The organism is Dyella sp. 01L423 (genome assembly GCF_056399945.1).
Window position 1 is genome coordinate 333,822 of record NZ_JBFTSI010000003.1, and the last position, 19,836, is coordinate 353,657.

At 64.2% G+C, this 19,836-nt stretch carries 13 protein-coding genes; 5 read left to right on the forward strand and 8 right to left on the reverse strand.

The window, feature by feature from the left end; translation table 11 throughout:
• Positions 1–28: 28 nt before the first annotated feature.
• Positions 29–796 carry an SURF1 family protein gene (locus AC1DMY_RS12520; protein ID WP_477165275.1) on the forward strand — a complete coding sequence of 256 codons (768 nt, stop codon included), beginning with the start codon at positions 29–31 and terminating at the stop codon, positions 794–796.
• A gap of 96 nt (positions 797–892) precedes the next feature.
• On the opposite strand, the gene AC1DMY_RS12525 is transcribed toward AC1DMY_RS12520, so the two are convergent.
• Positions 893–1,426 (reverse strand): DUF2501 domain-containing protein, encoded by a 534-nt coding sequence (locus AC1DMY_RS12525; RefSeq protein WP_477165276.1) that lies wholly within the window; start codon positions 1,424–1,426, stop codon positions 893–895.
• Between the two features lie 157 nt (positions 1,427–1,583).
• Here AC1DMY_RS12525 and AC1DMY_RS12530 point away from each other — a divergent pair, with 157 nt between their 5' ends.
• Positions 1,584–1,949: a hypothetical protein gene (locus tag AC1DMY_RS12530; RefSeq protein WP_477165277.1), complete on the forward strand. Its 366-nt coding sequence runs from the start codon at positions 1,584–1,586 to the stop codon at positions 1,947–1,949.
• Positions 1,950–1,997: 48 nt separating this feature from the next.
• On the opposite strand, the gene AC1DMY_RS12535 is transcribed toward AC1DMY_RS12530, so the two are convergent.
• From AC1DMY_RS12535 to zwf, 5 genes are all read right to left on the reverse strand, one after another.
• The gene (locus AC1DMY_RS12535; RefSeq protein ID WP_477165278.1) at positions 1,998–2,519 is read right to left on the reverse strand and encodes a hypothetical protein; all 522 of its coding nucleotides are present in this window, start codon (positions 2,517–2,519) and stop codon (positions 1,998–2,000) included.
• 83 nt (positions 2,520–2,602) lie between these two features.
• A complete protein-coding gene (gene eda / locus AC1DMY_RS12540; protein WP_477165279.1) occupies positions 2,603–3,244 on the reverse strand; it encodes a bifunctional 4-hydroxy-2-oxoglutarate aldolase/2-dehydro-3-deoxy-phosphogluconate aldolase in 642 nt (213 codons plus the stop codon).
• A gap of 37 nt (positions 3,245–3,281) precedes the next feature.
• The gene (gene edd, locus AC1DMY_RS12545; protein ID WP_477165280.1) at positions 3,282–5,099 is read right to left on the reverse strand and encodes a phosphogluconate dehydratase; all 1,818 of its coding nucleotides are present in this window, start codon (positions 5,097–5,099) and stop codon (positions 3,282–3,284) included.
• 69 nt (positions 5,100–5,168) lie between these two features.
• The gene (pgl, locus tag AC1DMY_RS12550) at positions 5,169–5,882 is read right to left on the reverse strand and encodes a 6-phosphogluconolactonase (protein WP_477165281.1); all 714 of its coding nucleotides are present in this window, start codon (positions 5,880–5,882) and stop codon (positions 5,169–5,171) included.
• 134 nt (positions 5,883–6,016) lie between these two features.
• Positions 6,017–7,477, reverse strand: a complete 1,461-nt coding sequence (gene zwf, locus AC1DMY_RS12555; protein ID WP_477165282.1) for a glucose-6-phosphate dehydrogenase — start codon at positions 7,475–7,477, stop codon at positions 6,017–6,019.
• A 221-nt stretch (positions 7,478–7,698) separates the two neighbouring features.
• On the opposite strand from zwf, the gene AC1DMY_RS12560 reads away from it, so the two are divergent.
• From AC1DMY_RS12560 to AC1DMY_RS12570, 3 genes are all read left to right on the forward strand, one after another.
• Positions 7,699–8,451 (forward strand): GntR family transcriptional regulator, encoded by a 753-nt coding sequence (locus tag AC1DMY_RS12560; protein WP_121883188.1) that lies wholly within the window; start codon positions 7,699–7,701, stop codon positions 8,449–8,451.
• A 215-nt stretch (positions 8,452–8,666) separates the two neighbouring features.
• Positions 8,667–11,822: an efflux RND transporter permease subunit gene (locus tag AC1DMY_RS12565; protein ID WP_477165283.1), complete on the forward strand. Its 3,156-nt coding sequence runs from the start codon at positions 8,667–8,669 to the stop codon at positions 11,820–11,822.
• 1,167 nt (positions 11,823–12,989) lie between these two features.
• Positions 12,990–16,145, forward strand: coding sequence for an efflux RND transporter permease subunit (locus tag AC1DMY_RS12570; RefSeq protein WP_477165284.1), 3,156 nt, complete (start codon positions 12,990–12,992; stop codon positions 16,143–16,145).
• Positions 16,146–16,277: 132 nt separating this feature from the next.
• On the opposite strand, the gene AC1DMY_RS12575 is transcribed toward AC1DMY_RS12570, so the two are convergent.
• Both AC1DMY_RS12575 and AC1DMY_RS12580 read right to left on the reverse strand, forming a co-directional pair.
• Positions 16,278–16,703 carry a DUF3617 domain-containing protein gene (locus tag AC1DMY_RS12575; protein ID WP_477165285.1) on the reverse strand — a complete coding sequence of 142 codons (426 nt, stop codon included), beginning with the start codon at positions 16,701–16,703 and terminating at the stop codon, positions 16,278–16,280.
• A 117-nt stretch (positions 16,704–16,820) separates the two neighbouring features.
• Positions 16,821–18,833, reverse strand: a complete 2,013-nt coding sequence (locus tag AC1DMY_RS12580) for an alkaline phosphatase family protein (RefSeq protein WP_477165286.1) — start codon at positions 18,831–18,833, stop codon at positions 16,821–16,823.
• Between the last annotated feature and the right edge of the window lie 1,003 nt (positions 18,834–19,836).

Here is a 19,836-nt window from a genome sequence, read left to right on the forward strand (position 1 = left end):
GCACTCCACTGCCGATACGTGAATCCCGATGAGTGTTGTTGAAGAACCGGGCCGCCAGCCGCGCGGCCCCGTGGCGCTGACTTTGCTGACCCTGTTGGGCGTGCTGCTGTTTGCCAGCTTTGTGTCCCTGGGTACCTGGCAGGTGTATCGGCTGGGCTGGAAGCGCGACCTGATCGCGCGGGTGGATGCGCGCGTACATGCGGCACCCGTGGCCGCGCCCGGGCCAGGGCAGTGGGGCGAGGTCAACGCGCAGTCGTCGGAATACCGCCATGTCGAACTGCACGGCAGGTTTCTCAATGACCGCCAGACCCTGGTGTGGGCAGCCACCGATCTGGGTAGCGGCTACTGGCTGGTCACGCCACTGCAGCAAGCCGACGGCTCGGTGGTGTTGATCAATCGCGGCTTTGTACCCGCGGACTGGTGCGGGCTCAAAGGCAGCTGTGCGGCAGCGCCCAGCGGCGACGCCAGCGTGACCGGCTTGCTGCGCATCAGCGAAGGGCCGCGGCCGTTCCGTCACAACGACCCGTCCCGCAACAATTGGTATACGCGTGACGTCGCCGCCATCGCGCAAGCGCGCGGGCTCAAGGATGTCGCGCCGTATTTTGTGGACGAGGACGCCGCGCCGGGCACGCTCGACGCGGGCAAACACGCGTGGCCGCAGGGTGGGCTTACGGTGATCTCGTTCCCCAACAACCACCTCAGCTACCTGATCACCTGGTATGTGCTGGCGTTGATGGTGTTGGCGGCGGGGATTTATGTGGCGCGTGATGAGAGGCGGCTGCGGCGGGGCGGGTAGTGTGTGGGAGCGCACCCTGTGCGCGACGGCCGTGCGCAGCAGGACGGCGCGGCGCCTGTCGCGCACAGGGTGCGCTCCCACAAAACAGGTTTGCGTCTACATCTTCAGGAACGACTTGCCCTGCTTGAGCACGGTGTCGCACACCTTGGTGGTGATCTGCGATTTCAGATCACTGGAGCCCCCACCCACGCTGTTCAAGTCCATGCTCTGGCCGTTGCTGCCCTGCAGGATGCCCTTGGCGCCGCTGAGGTAGCCCGGGTCGTTCGTTGCGCCCGTGCTCGTGGCGCTGGTGTCCGAGGACTTCTTCTTGCTGCCCGTGAGCTGGCCGAGCATGTCGCTGGGGTTCGAACCGGTGTTGCTGCTGGACGTCTGAGCACTCGAACCGCCGCCCAGCTTGCCCATCAGCTGGTTCTGGATGCCCGCCGCGCCCGAATCGCCGCCAAGGAAATTGTTCTTCATGCAGTATTGAAGGAGGCCGGCCACGTTGCCCATGCTGCCGGACGTCATGGAGCCGCCGCCGGGAATCATGCCGCCGAGTTTGCCCAGATCCTGCGCGCTGCCCGTGCTGCAAACCAAGCTCAGGCCAATGGCCACGCAGACTGCTCCGATGCTGCCAATGCGCTTGTTCATGTGTATCCCTCCGTCAGGTGCCGGCATTCAACACCCCCCGCCGTTACGACCGCGTAAGCGGATCGCAGGGATCGTACGTTTCCTACATGAATGCGCGCCACGGCGTAGGCCCACGTACCATGGGCACGCGCCCCAACCCAACGATGGAAGACGTTTGATGAAACGACATGTAGCCCTTGCCTTGACGGTCACGCTGCTCGCCGGTTGCGCCAGCTCGGGCAGTCTGCGCAACACCAAGCCTACGGCCTCTTATGCGGGCCCGGGCAGCGCGGCGGACATCGCCTCATGCATCTCAGCCGCCTGGGCCAGCAAACCGGTGCACCTGGAGTCGTACGTGCTCTATACCGGCACGACCATCGAAATCCACAAGACCGAGAACAGTCCGACCATCGCGCTGGTGGATATCAAGCCGGTAAGCGACCACACCGTGGCCACCTACTACTCGAACTTCGATGAAGACGACACCTGGTATTTCCAGCAGGTGCAGGATTGCGTCGACAAGACGCCGGCACCGGCGCCGTAATCGCCTGAACGGTGCCCCGCGCCTTGGCGTCGGGGCGCCGCCGTGCGGTCAGAGGCGGCGGAACACCAGGGACATGGATGCCCCCAGACCGTCGCGCGGCGTACGCACTACCGTGAGCGAGTAGCCGGCCCCGTCGGCGAGCGCGCGGTCGATCTTCATGCCGCCATCCACATGGCTGACCGGCGCATCGGCCTTCAGCGATGCGCTGACCTCGGCGGAAGCCGCCGGCGCCAGCACCAGTTCCGTCACCGAGCGTGCGCGCTCCAGCCACAGCGCATCAGACATCGCGTCGTCACCAGCCACCCACAGGCGCGCGGAAAGCATCGATGTCAAGCATCCCGTGCTGGCCACGCGCAACACGTCGCCGTTGTCATACATCACAGTGGCACGGGCAGCGGCGTGATCGAGCACGACGGACTGCACACCCGCCGCCGCTTTCAGGCGGGCGATATCGATCGTGAGCGGACGAATCGGGCAACCCGCCGATGCATCGTCGGCGCTTGCCGGGCCGGAGACGGCCAACCCCAGCGTTGCCAGCAGCAACGCACCAACCAGAACCGCTGCACGCATCGAGACTCCCCCCGGAGATCGGTGAAGGGTTCACTTTGACATGTTGTGGCAGGAGCCGCCAACGGCTCCTGCCGCGCGATGGTTCAGCGCAGGGCGGCCGCTTCGCGCGCCAGCGCTTCGATGCCGGCCCAGTCGCCGCCGTGCAGCTTGTCGGCCGGGGTGAGCCACGAACCGCCCACGCAGACCACGTTGGGCAGCGAAAGGAAATCGTGCGCACTGCTCAGGCTGATGCCGCCGGTGGGACAGAACTTCACTTGCGGCAGCGGACTCGCCCAGGCGGCCAGCAGCTTGTGGCCGCCGGCCGGCACGGCCGGGAACAGCTTCAGAAAACGATAGCCGCGCTCAAGCAGGGTCATCACTTCGCTCGCCGTGGCAGCGCCCGGCAGCAGCGGCAACTCGCTGTCATCCGCCGCGTCCAGCAGACCCGGCGACACGCCAGGCGAAACCGCGAAGGTCGCGCCGGCCTTGTGCGCCGCACGCAGATCCTTGGCGCTGAGCACGGTGCCCACGCCCACGACGGCGCCTTCCACTTCGTTCGCGATCGCCTTGATCGCGTCGAGTGCGGCGGGCGTGCGCAGGGTGACTTCAATCGCAGGAATCCCACCCGCCACCAGCGCGCGCGCCATGGGTACGGCATGGCGCGCGTCTTCGATGATCACCACCGGTACCACCGGCGCGAGACGCAGCGTGGACTCGACCTGCTTTTGCTTGTTTTCGATGCTCATGGCGTTCCGTGAATGCAAGAAAGTTTGGGATGGCAGATCAGAACACGCCCGCGCCGAGGTCAGCCGTGGTGGCATTGCGACGGAACATGCCGAACAGTTCGCGACCCAGTCCGAACTGATGCGCCGACAGATCGGCCGTGGCCGGCACGCGCGCGGCGAACTCGGCCGCATCCACCAGCACATCGAGCAAGCCATGCACGGCATCAAGGCGCACGATGTCGCCGTCGCGGATGCGCGCGATGGCGCCCTGGTCCTGCGCTTCCGGTGTCACGTGGATCGCCGCCGGCACGCGGCCCGAGGCACCCGACATGCGGCCGTCGGTCAGCAGGGCGATGCGATGACCGCGATCCTGCAGCACCGACAGCGTTGGCGTGAGCTTGTGCAGTTCCGGCATGCCGTTCGCCTGCGGGCCCTGGAAACGCACGACGGCAACGAAGTCGCGATTGAGTTCGCCGCGCTCGAACGCCTTGCGCACATCGTCCTGGTCGTGGAACACGATGGCCGGCGCTTCGATGACCAGGCGGTCATCCGGCACCGAGGACACCTTGATCACCGCGCGGCCGAGATTGCCGGTCAGCATGCGCAGGCCGCCGTCGGCGCGGAACGGTTCGTCCGCGCCACGCAGCACGCCGCGATTGCCGCTTTCCTTGGAGACCGGCGTCCACGCCAGTGTGCCGTGCTCGTCCAGATGCGGCACCTGCGTATAGCCGTCCATGCCGGTGCCGAACACCGTGCGCACGTCCGCGTGCAACAAGCCATGGCTCAGCAGCTGGTCGATCAGGAAGGCCATGCCGCCGGCTTCGTGGAACTGGTTCACGTCGGCGTAGCCGTTCGGATAGACGCGTGCCAGCAGCGGGATCACCGAGGACAGCGCGTCGAAATCATCCCAGCGCAGCTCAATGCCCGCCGCACGTGCGATGGCGACCAGGTGCAGCAGATGATTGGTCGAACCGCCGGTGGCATGCAGGCCGATCACGCCGTTGAGGATCGCGCGCTCATCGATGATGTGACCCAGCGGCAGATACGAGGAACCCGGCGCGCTCAACTCGGCCACGCGATGCACGGCTTCGCGCGTGAGCGCGTCGCGCAGCGGCGTTTCCGGGGCGACGAAGCTGGAGCCCGGCAAATGCAGGCCCATGATCTCCATCAGCATCTGGTTGGAGTTGGCGGTGCCGTAGAAGGTGCAGGTGCCGGCCGCGTGATACGAGGCCGCTTCGGCTTCCAGCAGCTCTGCCTTGGTGGCCTTGCCCTCGGCGTAAGCCTGGCGCACTTTCGATTTCTGCTCGTTGCTGATGCCGCTCGGCATCGGTCCGCTCGGCACGAAAATACCGGGCAGATGGCCAAAGCTCAGCGCACCGATCAACAGGCCGGGCACGATCTTGTCGCAGATGCCCAGGTACATCGCGCCGTCGAACATGTCGTGCGAAAGCGAGATCGCCGTGGCCATGGCGATCAGGTCGCGCGAGAACAGCGACATCTCCATGCCTGCGCGGCCCTGGGTGATGCCATCGCACATCGCCGGGACGCCGCCGGCCATCTGCGCGGTGATGCCCGCTTCGCGCGCCACGTTGCGGATCAGCTCCGGATAACGCTCATACGGCTGATGCGCCGAGAGCATGTCGTTATACGAATTGACGATGGCCAGATTGGGCGTATGGCCTTCGCGCAGGCGCTCCTTGTCGGTGCTCCCGCAGGCGGCAAAGCCGTGGGCCAGGTTGCCGCACGACAGCCGTTCGCGATGCACGCCGTTGCCGCGCGCCGCATCGATGCGACGCAGGTACTCGGCGCGCGATTCGCGACTGCGCTCGCGCAGGCGTTCGGTGACTTCGACAAGAACGGGGTGCAGCACACTCATTTCAAACTCCGGAGGCATCAGGCGGCGCGCTGACCAGCGCGTCGATTCATCGGGTAGCGCCGTGGTGCCTCAAGGGCACCAGTAAACGGCGACCGGCACGCGTTGCTGGGTCAGCACCGAGCGCACAGGAAAATCCGCGGCCTCGCCAAGGCCAAGGCGCGCGTCAGTCAGCAGCTGGCGCTTGGCGTCGCCTTCGATATGCAGATACAGCGCGCGCGTATCGAGCAGGGCGGACAGCGTGAAGGTGATGCGCGGCTCGCCGGCGCCGCCCGCACGCATCGGCAGCACGCGCGTGGCGTTATTCAGGTCCAGTGCTTCGGGCAGGCGGTCGCCGCCCGGGAAAAACGAGGCCGTGTGGCCGTCATTGCCCATGCCGAGGATCACCGCATCGAAGGGCAATTCCAGCGAAGCCATGCGTGCGCGCACCGCAGCGAGGCCTGCCTCGGGTGTTGGCGCATCGGTGTACAGCGGCACGAACTGCGCACTGCTGGCCGCGTGTTGCAGCAGCATCGCCTTCACCATGGCCGCGTTGGAACGCTCGCTGCTCTCGGGCACCCAGCGCTCATCGACCAGCGTCACGCTGACCTTCGACCAATCCAGCGTCTGGCGCGAAAGCCTCTCGAAGAAGTGCCGGGGCGTGCTGCCGCCGGACACCGCAAGCAGCGCGTGGCCGCGTTCGGCGATACCGTCGCGCAAGCGCTCGGCGATGCGTTCGGCCAGCGCGCTAGCCAGCGCGTGGCAATCGGTGAAACTGTGAGTGGTGACGTCGAGGGTGTCAGGCATGATCGATGAAGGAAGCGGGCTTCGCGGGAACACACGCGTGCCGAAAAGAAGAGACGGACGAGCAGTCTAAAAACCGATCCGCGATGCACAGGTGAGGCGCCTGTGCATTGCGGGCAGCCAAGTGAAGCGCCGGATTACTCACCGTCCTCGTACCAAGTGCGGCCATCGCGCTCGATCAGCGCCACGGCCGCGCTCGGGCCCCAGGTGCCCGACGTGTAAGGACGCGGCGCCTCGCCGCTGTCTGCCCACGCGGCAAGAATGGGATCGGCCCAGCGCCATGCCGCTTCGACTTCATCGCGTCGCATGAACAGGGTGGGATTGCCGCGCACTACATCGAGCAGCAGGCGCTCGTAGGCGTCGGGCTGCTGCACGCCGAACGCTTCGGCGAAGCTCATATCCATCGGTACGTGACGCAGGCGCAGGCCACCCGGTCCCGGATGCTTGATGGTGAGCCACAGCTTGATGTCTTCGTCCGGCTGCAGGCGCAACACCAGGCGGTTCTGCACCAGCGGGCCCGCGGAAGGATCGAAGATGGAATGCGGCACGGCCTTGAACACCACCGTGATCTCGGAGACGCGCTCCGGCAGGCGCTTGCCCGTGCGCAAATAGAACGGCACGCCGGCCCAGCGCCAGTTGGCGATCTCGGCCTTCACTGCCACGAAGGTCTCGGTGTTGGACTTGTGGTCCTTCAACTCATCGAGATAACCCGGCACCGCCTGGCCTTCGGCCGAACCTGCGCGGTACTGGCCGCGCACGGTGAGCTGGGCCGCATTGGCTTCGGTAATCGGCTTGAGCGAACGCAGCACCTTGAGCTTCTCGTCGCGCACCGCGTCAGGCGCCAGCGAGGAGGGCGGCTCCATGGCGAGCATGCACAGCAGCTGCAGGATATGGTTCTGCACCATGTCGCGCAGGGCGCCGGCGTGGTCGTAGTAACCAGCGCGCTGGCCTACGCCCAGGGTTTCAGCCACGGTGATCTGCACGTGGTCAATGTGTTCGGCGTTCCACAGCGGCTCGAACAGCGCGTTGCCGAAGCGCAACGCCAGCAGGTTCTGCACCGTCTCCTTGCCGAGGTAGTGATCGATGCGGAAGGTCTGCGACTCGTCGAAGAAACGGCCGACGTCGTCGTTGATCTGGTTGGCGCTCTTCAAGTCGTGGCCGATGGGCTTTTCCAGCACCACGCGCGACTTGCCCTTGTTGAGGTCGTACTTGCCCAGTCGATTGCATATATCGACGAACAGATCCGGCGAGGTGGACAGGTAGAACACGCGGATGCGCTCGGCGTCGTTGCCCATCAACTTGGCAAAATCGTCCCAGCCGTCGTCCTTGCGCGCGTCCAGTGAGCGATAGCCAACCAGCCTGAGGAAGTCTTCGACCTTGCCGCTGCCGTTGTCCTTCAACACGGCGCGCAGGTTGTCGCGGTAACCCTCGTCATCCAGGCCTTCACGGGCGATGCCGATGATGCGGCTGGCGTCGGGAATCTGGCCGTCCACGTAGCGGTGGTAGAGCGCTGGCAGGAGCTTGCGCAGGGCAAGGTCGCCGGTGCCGCCGAAAATCACCAGGTCAAAAGTCTCGACCGGCTGGGGAGAAGCAGTCACTTCAGTCACCTCAAGGCGATGCGGGGAGCGGGTGCGTGGCATGCATACCACGTCGATTGCCTGCTGATCGTACCAGTGACATACCAGACAACACCAGTTCCCCTGAGACACCTCGGGAAGCTGCGCTGGGCAAGGATTCGCCAGCAAAATTGGTACCACTCGCAAGGCCCCGAAAAAACGACCGATTGCCAGATTGGTATGGTCATTGGTATCGTTCCGGTATGGAAACCGCCCTCGTCAACGAATACCGCCGGCTCAGCCGCGACCCCGCCACCAGCCAGCCGCTGGCCTATCTGCGCCTGCGCCGGGCCATTCGCAACGTGGTCGAGCACCGAGATATCGAACCGGGCCAGGCACTGCCGAGCGAGCGCGATCTTTCGCGCCTGCTGCAGCTGTCGCGCGTGACCGTGCGCAAGGCGATCTCTGGCCTGGTCGAAGAAGGTCTGCTCAACCAGCGCCACGGCGCCGGCACCTTCGTGGCCGAGCGCATCATCAAGCCGATGTCGCGGCTCACCAGCTTCACTGAAGACTTGCGTGCACGCGGGCTCAATCCGCGCTCGGAATTCTCCGAACGCATCATTGGCGAAGTGACGCCGGAAGAATCGATGGCGCTCAATCTGTCGCCGGGCGTGCTGGTGGCCCGCCTGCATCGCGTGCGCTACGCGAAGGAAGAGCCGTTGGCGATCGAACGCAGCGTGGTGCCGGCCAGCATCCTGCCGGACCCGACCATCGTGCAGGACTCTCTGTACGAGATCCTCGAAACGCTGGGCGCCCGGCCGCGTCGTGCCTTGCAGCGTCTTCGCGCGGTATCGCTCGGCGCGCAGCAGGCCCGCCTGCTGCATGTACCGGCGGGCAGCGCCGGCCTCAACATCGAACGCCGCAGCTTTCTCGACGATGGCCGCGTGGTGGAGTTCACCACTTCGTGGTATCGCGGCGACATCTACGACTTCGTGGCGGAATTGCAGACCGACTGAGGCCTGCATCGCGGCGCAGTGGCTTGCGTCACGCTGAAGTGACGAATGCGTGAATCGCGCTGGCGTCGAAGGCATGACGCTTGGCCTATACGCACTTACGGCACATTCGTCCTCGCGGGTTTGCGCGCATAACGTGCGGCAGAGATGGCTGAGTGCCAAGCCTCTCGTGTCCTGGGCGCGGACGAGGGCGCGCTGCCGACGACGATACGCACACCGTGAATCTGTTCGCACCATTCATTCGCCGTCCGATCGGCACTTCGGTGCTGGCGTTTGGCCTCGCGCTGGCCGGCTTCTGGGCGTATCTGTTGCTCGGCGTCGCTGCGCTGCCCTCGCTCGAATTCCCGGGCATGGTGGTTTACACGGAATTGCCAGGCGCCAATGCGCAGACTATGGCGTCGACCGTTGCTGCGCCGCTGGAGCGTCACCTCGGACGCATCCCTGGCATCAAGGAAATGCACTCGGAGAGCAACGACGGCTCGACCTCGGTGCGCATCATCTTCAACTTCGGCAACAACACCGACAAGCTTGCGCGCGATGTGCAGGCGGCGATCAACGCAGCGCAGGCAGACCTGCCGGCGAACATCCCGATACCGCCGCGCTACTACAAGTTCAACACCGCCAACATTCCGGTGTTGCTGTTGTCGCTGACTTCCAATTCGCTGCCGCCGGACAGGCTTTACGATCTGGCAGACACGCTGATCAATCCGGCGCTCTCGCAGATTCCCGGCGTGGCGCAGGTCCGCGTCATCGGCGGCCGTCCGAAGGCGGTACGCGTTGAACTGGATACGGGCGCGCTGGCAGCGAAGGGCCTGACCGCGAACGATGTGGCGAACGCCTTGCGCGCTGCGAATGTAACTTCGCCCCAAGGCGCGCTCACCGACGGCCACACGCAGATGACGGTCGCCGCTACCGATGCGCTGAGCACACCACAGGAATTCGGCAAGCTGCTGATCGCGATCCAGAAGGGTTCGCAGGTGCGTCTGTCCGACGTGGCCAAGGTGAGCACCGGCCAGCAGGATGAGTATCAGGCGGCATGGTTCAACAACCATCGCGCCGTCGCGGTGCGCATCAGCAAACGCCCGGAAGCCAATGCCGTCGCCACTGCCGACGCCGTGCGGGCTAAGCTTCCCCAGATGCGTGCATGGCTGCCGGCCGATCTGAAGATCACGCCCATCTTTGACCTGACCCAGACCACCAAGTCGGCACTGCACGAAGTGGAAGTGGCGCTGATGATCAGCGTCTTGCTGGTCGCGCTGGTGATGCTGGTATTCCTGCGACGAGTGGGCCCCACTCTGATCGCCATGTTGAGCGTGCCGCTGTCGCTGGCTGGCGCCTTCACCGTGATGTGGATACTGGGCTTCACCCTCAACACCTTGTCGCTGGTGGCGCTGGTGTTGTGCATCGGCTTCGTGGTGGACGATGCCATCGTGGTGATCGAAAACATCGTGCGCCACATGGAGCATGGTTCGCCGCCATTGCAGGCCTCGCTGGATGGCGTGAAAGAAATCGGCTTCACCGTGGTCTCCATCACGCTGTCGCTGATCGCGGTATTCGCGCCGCTGCTGTTCGGCAACAACCAGTTCACCATGCTGTTGCGCGAGTTCTCGGTCACCTTGACGGCAGCGGTGGTGATCTCCGCCGTCATCTCGCTCACACTGACGCCCGCGCTATGCGGCCGCTATCTCACGCTGGAAAATGCGGGGGGACGCGAGCCCAATCGCATGGAACGGGCGCTGGAACGGTTCGACCGCTGGCTGCATCGCATCTACCAGACCGCACTCGACTGGGCCATGCGCCACCGGCGCCTGATGCGATGGCAGCCGCTCATCCTGCTCACCCTTACCGTCGGCATGGCGATGGCGGTGGTCAAACTCTACGGCTTCGATTTCATGCCCCAGGAAGACATCGGCATGATCCAGGGCGACGTGAAGGCGGACATCAACATCTCGCCCACGCTGATGGCCGAACGCGCGAAGAAGGCGGCCGCCATCATGCTGGCCGACCCCGCGGTGCTGGACGTCACCACCTTCCTGGGCAGCGATAATGCCGGCGGCGCGGTGGGCAACCAGGCGACCATGTTCGTCGACCTCAAGCCGCGCGGCCATGGTGTCGGCATGCGCAACGAGTCGATCAAGGACACCATCGCGCGACTCAACAAGAGCTACGAAAAGTTGCCCGACCTGCATGTGGCACTCAACTCCATCGGCTTCTTCAACGACAACAACAACGCCAACCGCGGTAGTGAAAGCTTCGAGCTGATCAGCAGCGACAACGTGGATCTGCAGCCGTGGGCTTATAAAGTCACCCAGGAGATGCGCAAGCACAAAGAATTCCGCGATGTCAGCAGCGACTACGACGATGTGGACAAGCAGCAGATGCTCACCGTCGACCGCCTGACCGCGGGGCGTCTGCAGCTGAGCATGGGCAATATCGATTCGGCGCTCTACAACGCCTTCGGCCAGCGCCAGGTGTCGATCATCTATTCCAACATCAACCAGTACTGGGTGGTGCTGACCTCGTCTGCCGAGCGCTCGCTCAGCCCCGACACGCTGCTCAACACTTATGTGCGCAGCGACACCGGCAACATGGTGCCGCTCTCAGCCGTGGCGCATATCGAACAGGCGGTGCAGCCCTCGCTGGTCATCCATACCAACCAGCTCGAAGCAACGCAGATCTACTACAACCTCGAGCAGGGCCTGCCGCGGGACAAGGCGACGGCGCTCATCGAGCAGATCGTATCCGACGCGCGCCTGCCGCCGGGCATCCAGCTGGGCTATTCCGGCGACGCGCAGAACCTGCAGGAAACCAAGTCCAACGCGAACGTGCTGCTGCTCGGTTCGATCCTGGCGATGTATATCGTGCTGGGCATTTTGTACGAAAGCCTGGGCCACCCGCTGACCATTCTTTCCACCCTGCCGGCCGCAGGCGCGGGAGCCTTCCTGGCGCTGCTGGTCACCGGCACCTCGATGTCGCTGATGGCGATCATCGCGATCCTGATGCTGATCGGCATCGTGAAGAAAAACGCCATCCTGATGGTCGACTTCGCCCTGGTGGCGCAACGCGAGCACGGCATGTCGCCACCGGATGCGATTCGCGAAGCGGCGCTGGTACGTTTCCGTCCCATCACCATGACCACCCTGGTCGCCATGGGCGCCGCCCTGCCACTTGCAGTGGGCTTCGGCATCGGCTCCGAACTGCGGCAGCCGCTGGGCGTGGCTATCGTGGGTGGGTTGCTGGTGTCGCAGCTGCTGACCTTGCTCAGCACACCGGCGATTTATCTGTGGAACTACGACCGGAAGCTGCACAAGGAGGCTCGGCGGGCCAAGCGTGCGGCGAAGCGGGCGTTGAAGGCGCAGACGGCGTTGGGGTGAGGCCGATTTTCTATTGGCTTCGGTTGTCGCGATCCCGCGATCTGGCTCGCCTGCCGCGGGCGCTTTCGTGCCGCTGCCGCGGCCCGAGTTACTTTTCTTTGCTTGCCCAAAGAAAAGTAACCAAAAGAATAAGGCCCCCTGATGACGCGCCTTCCGGGCCTTCGGCCCTCCAGGTGCGCGGGTGGGTTGCGGGGCTTTTCGACAGGGCATCCTGCCCTGGCGAAAAACTGGCCGGCATCCCTGCGGCCACCCTGCGGGCTTTCCTCCACCCGCCCGCCGCGTCATACGGGGACCCCGAAGGTCCAGAGCCGCATCAAAAGCCGTCCGACGCTGCTGGGCCGCTCTCTTGTAGGAGCGCACCCTGTGCGCAAACAGCCTACGGAGAGGTACACCCCAGCGCTGCGGTCGCGCACAAGTGCGCTCCTACAAGGGTTTCGCACGCTGTAGCGACAATTCAATCTCGCGATCGCTCTTTGTGGGAGCACACCCTGTGCGCGACAAACCTACGGAGCGGCACACCCCAGCGTGGCTGTCGCGCACAGGGTGCGCTCCCACAGACAAGCAGGCGTGGCACACGAAAGACGGGGTGCCAGAAGCCGATGCGCAGCGAGGCCCCGCTTTAAGTCCTCAGCGATTCGGGCGCGTTGCGCAGCGCTTTGAACTACCCGCTGTGTACCCTCGGAGGTTGTTCCCGTGGGATCTCTTGGGCCAGCAAAAGAAAAGTGACTCGAGCGGCGGCAGCCGTTCGAAACGCCCGCCGCGCAGGCGGCACGCTGGCCGTAACGCGACAATCAAAAACCGAGGCTCTGGATCCCGGCCTGCGCCGGGATGACGATCAAAAGCTGGATGACCAGCCGTTCGGCTGTTGAGGAGCGCCTCCTGCTTGTGCAGGAATGACGATCAAAAGCAGGGTCCCGACCTGCGCCGGGATAACGAACAAAAAGCGGCCCCTCAACCCCACCCAAATCCCCCCAAAACCCCGTCACAACTAACCCACCCCACCCCTGCCTTCCGGCACGGACCGACTTCAGGCACATTCGCCCATGCCGTCAAGACAGGCATAAATGGCACTATGTGCGGGCTCTTTGCCTTGCTTACGTGAACGTACGCCCTCGCTGATGGTCTGCCTGTGTGACGTCGCGCGCCCTAACCGGTATGGAAACCTGAGTGAATATCTTCGCCCCCCTGATCCGTCGCCCCGTGGGCACGTCGCTGCTGGCGCTTGGCCTGCTGCTTGCGGGTGCGTTCGCGTATCGCCTGCTCGGCGTGGCCGCTCTGCCGTCGCTGGAATTTCCCGGCGTGTATATCGTTGCCTCGATGCCGGGGGCGAGTGCGCAGACCATGGCGTCCACCGTGCTGGCGCCGCTGGAGCGCCATATCGGGCGGATCCCGGGCATCGACGACATGTACGGCAATGCGTCGGAGGGCTCGGCGTCGATCCAGGTGCGTTTTACTTTTGATCGCACCGCCGACAAGGCGGCGCGCGACGTCCAGGCAGCGATCAACGCGGCCCAGGCCGATCTGCCGGCACTGCCCAACCCACCGCAGTATTTCAAGTTCGACACCTCGCAGATCCCCATCCTGCTGGTCTCGCTGACCTCGACCGGACTGCCGCAGGACAAGCTGTACGACCTCACCGATACCTTGCTCAAACCCGCGGTGGCGCAGATTCCCGGCGTGGCGCAGGTGCAGGTATTCGGCGGCACACCGCACGCGGTGCGCGTGGAGCTGGATATCAACGCGCTGGCCGCGAAGAATCTCACCGCCAATGACGTGCGCAACGCCCTGATCGCGGCGAACGTGACGTCGCCGCAAGGCATCCTCACCGATGGCCGTACCCAGATGACGGTGACGGCCAACGACGGCCTGAGCGAGGCGTCGGATTTCGCCAGCGTGCTCATAGCCTCCAGGAATGGCTCGCCCGTGCGCCTTTCCGACGTGGCCAAGGTGACCAGCGGCCAACAGGATATCTACCAAGGCGCCTGGTTCAACGCCCAGTCGACCGTGGCGATGCAGATCAGCAAGCGCCCCGAAGCGAACGCGGTGGAAACGGTGGACGAGATCCGCCGACGCCTGCCGGAGTTCCGCCAGTGGATGCCGGCAGACGTGCAGATCACGCCGATCTTCGATCTCACCACCACCACCAAGTCGGCGCTGCATGAAGTCCAGGTCGCCCTGCTGATCAGTATCGTGATGGTGGTGCTGGTGATGCTGGTGTTCCTGCGCCGCATGCGGCCCACGCTGATCGCCTCGCTGAGCGTGCCGCTCTCGCTCGCCGGCGCCTTCGTGGTGATGCTGGCGCTGGGCTATACGCTCAATACGCTGTCGCTGGTGGCGCTGGTGCTGTGCATCGGCTTCGTGGTCGACGACGCCATCGTGGTGATCGAGAACATCGTGCGCCACATGGAGAAGGGCGAAGCGCCGTTGCAGGCCGCCTTGATCGGCGTGCGCGAAATCGGTTTCACGGTGGTCTCGATCACGCTGTCGCTGGTGGCGGTGTTTGCGCCACTGCTGTTCGGCAACAACATGCTGATCATGCTGCTGCGCGAGTTCTCGGTGACATTGACGGCCGCGGTGGTGATCTCCGCCCTGGTCTCGCTCACGCTCACGCCGGCGCTATGCGGCAAATTGCTCAAGCATGAAGAACCCGGCGAGCGCACACCCGGTCGCATGGAGCGGGCGTTGGAGCGCTTCGACAAAGGCCTCCATCGCGTCTACGAACGCTCGCTCGACTGGGCCATGCATCATCGCCGTGTGATGCGCTGGCAGCCCCTGGCTCTGCTGATTGCTACCTTCGTGCTCGGCTGGGCTGTGGTGGCGACCGCAGGCGGCAACTTCATGCCCGAAGAAGACATCGGCATGCTGCAGGGCGATATCCGCGCCGATGCCAATATCTCGCCCACGCTGATGGCCACGCAGGCACAGAAGGCCGCCGACATCATGAAGGCCGACCCGGCCGTGCTCGATGTGCTCACCACGCTGGGCGGCAACGACGGCACTGGCGCCGTGGGCAATGCGGGCACCATGTTCGTCGACCTGAAGACCAAGGGCAGCGGCCCGAACGATCGCCACGACAGCGCCAAGGTGGTGATGGAACGCCTGTCCAAGCAGTACGACGCGCTGCCTGGCATCCGCGTCTCGTTGAGCCTGGTGCAGTTCCTCGGCGGCGGCGGCAGTGGCGACAAGGGCGGCGCCTACGAATTCCAGCTGATCGGCAGCAACGGCGAAGACTTGCAGCCGTGGACGCTGAAGATGGTCCAGCAGATGCGCAAGACCAAGGAGTTCCGCGATGTCGGCAGCAACTTCGACCTGGTCGGCAAGCAGCAGCAGTTGAAGGTGGACCGCAACGCCGCCGGACGCCTGGGCGTGACCATGGGCGATGTGGATACGGCGCTGCTCAACTCCTTCGGTCAGCGCCAGGTGTCGGTGATCTATTCGGACATCAACCAGTACTGGGTGGTGCTCACCTCGAGTTCGGCGACATCGCTGAGCCCCGAGGCGCTGCTCAATGTGCGCGTGCGCAACGCCCAAGGTGAAATGATTCCACTCTCGGCGATTTCGCATATCGAGCCCAATATGAGCCCGACGCGCATCCGCCATCACAACCAGCTCGAAGCCTCCACCATCAACTACAACCTGGCCAAGGATGTCACCCAGGATGTGGGCACACGACTGGTGGAAAACGCAGGCATCATCGTGGGCCTGCCCGAAGGCGTGCGTATCGAGTGGACCGGCCAGAACCAGCGACTGCAGCAGGCCAAGAGCAACGGCATGGTGCTGCTGATCGGCGCGATCATCGCCATGTATATCGTGCTGGGCATCCTCTACGAGAGCCTTGGACATCCACTGACGATTCTGTCCACGCTGCCGGCCGCCGGCGCAGGCGCCTTCCTGGCGATGCTGGTCACGCAGACGCAGCTCACCTTGATGGCGATCATCGCGATCCTGATGTTGATCGGCATCGTGAAGAAGAATGCGATCCTGATGGTGGACTTTGCGCTCGTTGCACAGCGCGAACGCGGTTTGTCGCCGCCCGACGCGATCAAGGAAGCCGCACTCGTGCGGTTCCGCCCGATCACCATGACGACGCTGGTGGCGATGGGCGCGGCCTTGCCGCTGGCCATTGGTTTCGGCGTGGGTTCGGAAATGCGCCAGCCGCTGGGCGTCGCCATCGTGGGCGGGTTGCTGGTATCGCAGCTGTTGACGCTGCTCAGCACGCCGGCGATCTACTTGTGGAATTACGACCGCAAGATTCGCAAGGAGGCGCGCCGGGTCAAGCGGGCGGCGAAGCGGGCGTTGAAGGCGCAGACGGCGTTGGGGTGAGCGGCAAAGCTGCTCACCCGTGGGAGCGCACCCTGTGCGCGACCGCCACGCTGCGGTGTACCGCTCCGTAGGTTGTCGCGCACAGGGTGCGCTCCCACAGAAGAACGCCAGTCATGCGGCGCCGAGGTGAGATCAATCCTTCGGACTCGTACACGCCGCCACCCTGACTCCCTCGACCTGCACTGCATCCTTCCCGCCAATACTCACGCTCGCCGTGTAGTGCTCCGCGGAGTCAAACTTCACCCGCCCTCGCGCAGCATCGGTCAAACGCGAACACTGCAAGGACCAACTGAGCGCCGTACTGCTGCGATGCTGGTCGATGCGTTCGCATTGGCCATAACCAGGCACGGGTAACTGCGCAAATTCTGCCCAAGGATCCGGACCTTCATCGACGCAATGCCAGGTCACCTGTGGCTCGCCTTGCTTGCCGTGATCGAAGATCCGGGTGGTGATCTTCCAAAGTCCCGGCATCGCCTGAAAGTCGCCGGGGTCGGCATGGCCCGGTTCGCCGATGAACGCCGCACCCAGCAACACCAGGATCGCGACGATGCGCGACACCGCGTGACCGCGACGGCCGTCTGTGGCGGAACTTGAAGGATTCATGGTCGGCAGTACCTCCAACGCAAGAAAGACCCCACCCGCTTTCGCGGGCAGGGTCCGGTCCGTGCTATTGCATCAGTCCTGTGTTTCAGCTGCTGCGTAGCCGTGGCCACGGCCATCGCTGCCGAACGAGAACATGTTCATCAAATTGCCGATGGCCGGTGCGTTAAGTGGCACATACGGGTTGTTGGGCAGCGACACCGGGTTGGGCAGGTTGTCGCGACTGCGGTGGGAGATGGTGTCGCGCAGGCCCCAGTTCGCTTCGACGAATTTGTCGAAGGAAACGTGGTCGTAGTACGTGTGCACGACGCGGCCGCCTTCGGAGTAGCGCGAGATCACCAGCATCGGGATGCGCGTGCCGTCGCCGAAGAAGTCGATCGGCTGCACATAGCCCGAATCGTAGTAACCGCCGCCTTCGTCGAAGGTCACCATGATCACCGTGTCGTTCCACACCTTCGGGTTGGCCTTGGCCATCTCGACGATCTTCTTCACGTAACCTTCGAACAGATCCAGCTTGGATGACGCCGGGTGGCCGTCCAGGATGCCGTCCGGCTTGGCGATGGAAACGGCCGGCAACGTATCGTTCTGGATGTCGTTGTAGAGGTCGGTGATGTCCTGGTTGTTCGCACGCAGCTTAGGATTGGTCATGACCTGCGTGGAGTACAGGAACGGATCGCAGATATTGCAGAAGGTGCCTGCTTCGCCGTTCTCCTTGCCGCCGGCATAGCCTTCGCCGTAGTACTTCCATGACACGTGATGGCGATTCAGCAACAGCGCGAGGTTGTCCTGGCGCGTCGGCGGGATGGTGAACTGCTGCGCGCCCAGCGGTGCCGGCGTGCCGTCTCCGAGGTAGCCCGGGTTGTAGTTGTTCACCAGATAGTAGGCGTTCTTCTTGCAATCGGTGCCGTGGAAGGTGCGATAGGGCAGGGACTTCAGATAGTCCTTCACGACGCCCACGCCAGGCTGCGTATCGTCCGCGCAGTTCACGTAGGAGCCGCCGCTGTAGCCGTCCTGCACGTACCAGTTGTTGGTGCCCGCTTGCGCGTCCGGATTCTCGATCTGGTTCGACGGCGGCGTGGCCGGATCGCCATTGCCATCGGCGTAATAGATCAGGTCACCGAAGCCCAGCATGATGTGGTTGGCGCCCGTGCCGCCCATCACCGACTGGTGGAAGTTGTCGCTCAGCGTATAGGTGCGGGCGAGCTCGGCGAAGTAGGGCGCGTCACCCTTGGCGATGTTGAGGAACTGCATCGCGGTGGAGCCTTCAGCCGTGGTCTGGTCGTCGAACCCGGCCGGCTGCGTCTTGCCATTGGTGCCGGCGCCGATCGTGGTTTCGACCCAGGGAAACAGGTCCATGCGGCAGCCACTGGGATTCTTCGCAGTGCCTGCATGGACATCGCAATCCATCTGCTGCCACATCTGGAAGAAGCGATGCACGGGGCTGTTGGCGTAGTCGTCGTAGCTAAGCGATGCATGCATATCGACGGGCGCGTTGGCCAGTTGCGACGGGAAGCGCGTGTCGACCACATCGTTGGGCAGGCCGGTGCCGCCGGCTGCAAGTTCGCCGTATGCGTCGGACGGCAGCGCCGGCTCGATCGCCTGCGCCTGCGCCGCCGAAGCGAACGGTGCCTGCGTGGGGGCACCACCGGTATTCATGGCCGGCAGCGTGCTGTACGCCGTGGTGTGCTTGGGCGCCAGCGCAAACTTGCCGGTGCTGCTGGCCTGCCACTGCCTGGCAGCGGCGACATTCGGACCCGGCGTGCCGTCGGCATTGACGATGCCCTCGGACAGCAGGTTGTGCACGCTCTGACCCTTCGGCGGCGTGTACGTGGCGTACACATGGTCAAACGTGCGGTTTTCGCCGATCAGCAGGATCACGTGCTTGATCGGTGTATTGGTGCGATCGTCGTTGCTGTCGTCGCCGCCCGGCCGGTGCAGCACGGTGACGCCAGTGGCGGGAGCCTGACTGGTCGAAACAGCATTCTGATCGGTGGAGTTGCTCTGGGCGCTCACCACGCCGGCAAGGCCGACGGAAAGCGTACCAATGACAAACGGCAACAGCCGCTTGCGAACGTGCGTCATGGACATGACTTCGATCTCCAGCAGCTTCTGAACGAAGGCTGCGCCGGTGTTCCCCCTGATTGGCTGGCGCCTGTTCGCAACGTTAGACGGCCCCAGCCGGCGGCGAGTCTGGTCCGCACAGATGACGGACCCTTGGCGCTTTTGCGACAGGAATTTCCGATTAGATGACAGCGGGGAGACGTCGCAAGGGCTTGCGTGTCAGTTGAAGCTGCGATGGCTTGCGCTGGTTGACATGCGAGCGTCTATCGCGATGAGGTAATCGTTGATCAGCAAGAAATTGCCTTTGCGATGGCTCGTTTAGATCGTGCGATGGCGCACGTTTGGACGTCTTCTTGGTTAGGGATATCGAAGGATTCAGGTGTTTCGCCGCGGTCGCGGTGTGCGCATGGCTAGCCCGTGATCGCCAGCGTGCCGGCTTGTCTGTGGGAGCGCACCCTGTGCGCGATCGTCACGCGTGGGTGTATCGCTTCGTAGGTTTGTCGCGCACAGGGTGCGCTCCCACAAAGAGCCGACCAGCAGCATCGATTCGCCATCCACAGGCGTGCGTCTCCCTTGTAGGAGCGCACCTTGTGCGCGACCGCAGCGCTGGGGTGTATCGCTTCGTTAGGTGGTCGCGCACAGGGTGCGCTCCTACAACAGGCGGCCGCCCGGCAACGACGAGCGTTGTCTGGCTCTTGATGTTGCTCTTGCCCCTGGGGTCCCCGTATGACGCGGCGGGCGGGTGGAGGAAAGCCCGAAGGGTGGCCGCATGGATGCGGCCAGTTTTTCGACAGGACAGGGATGTCCTGTCGAAAAACCCCGTAACCCGACCGCGCACCTGGAGGGCCGTAGGCCCGCAAGGCGCGTCATCCGGGGGGCCCTTTCTTTTGGTTACTTTTCTTTACTCCGGGCATCCTGCCCTCCGCCCTTCGGGCCGGCTTCGCCGTTCACACGCGCTCCTGCGCGTGCGTGGGCAAGCAAAGAAAAGTGACCCGGCCTCCGGCAGGAGGACGGAAGCCCGCGGCAGGCG

Coding starts and splice junctions, on each gene's coding strand:
- AC1DMY_RS12520 (WP_477165275.1), top strand. CDS start 29: ATGAGTGTTGTTGAAGAACCGGGCCGCCAGCCGCGCGGCCCCGTGGCG.
- AC1DMY_RS12525 (WP_477165276.1), bottom strand. CDS start 1,426: ATGAACAAGCGCATTGGCAGCATCGGAGCAGTCTGCGTGGCCATTGGC.
- AC1DMY_RS12530 (WP_477165277.1), top strand. CDS start 1,584: ATGAAACGACATGTAGCCCTTGCCTTGACGGTCACGCTGCTCGCCGGT.
- AC1DMY_RS12535 (WP_477165278.1), bottom strand. CDS start 2,519: ATGCGTGCAGCGGTTCTGGTTGGTGCGTTGCTGCTGGCAACGCTGGGG.
- eda (WP_477165279.1), bottom strand. CDS start 3,244: ATGAGCATCGAAAACAAGCAAAAGCAGGTCGAGTCCACGCTGCGTCTC.
- edd (WP_477165280.1), bottom strand. CDS start 5,099: ATGAGTGTGCTGCACCCCGTTCTTGTCGAAGTCACCGAACGCCTGCGC.
- pgl (WP_477165281.1), bottom strand. CDS start 5,882: ATGCCTGACACCCTCGACGTCACCACTCACAGTTTCACCGATTGCCAC.
- AC1DMY_RS12560 (WP_121883188.1), top strand. CDS start 7,699: ATGGAAACCGCCCTCGTCAACGAATACCGCCGGCTCAGCCGCGACCCC.
- AC1DMY_RS12580 (WP_477165286.1), bottom strand. CDS start 18,833: ATGTCCATGACGCACGTTCGCAAGCGGCTGTTGCCGTTTGTCATTGGT.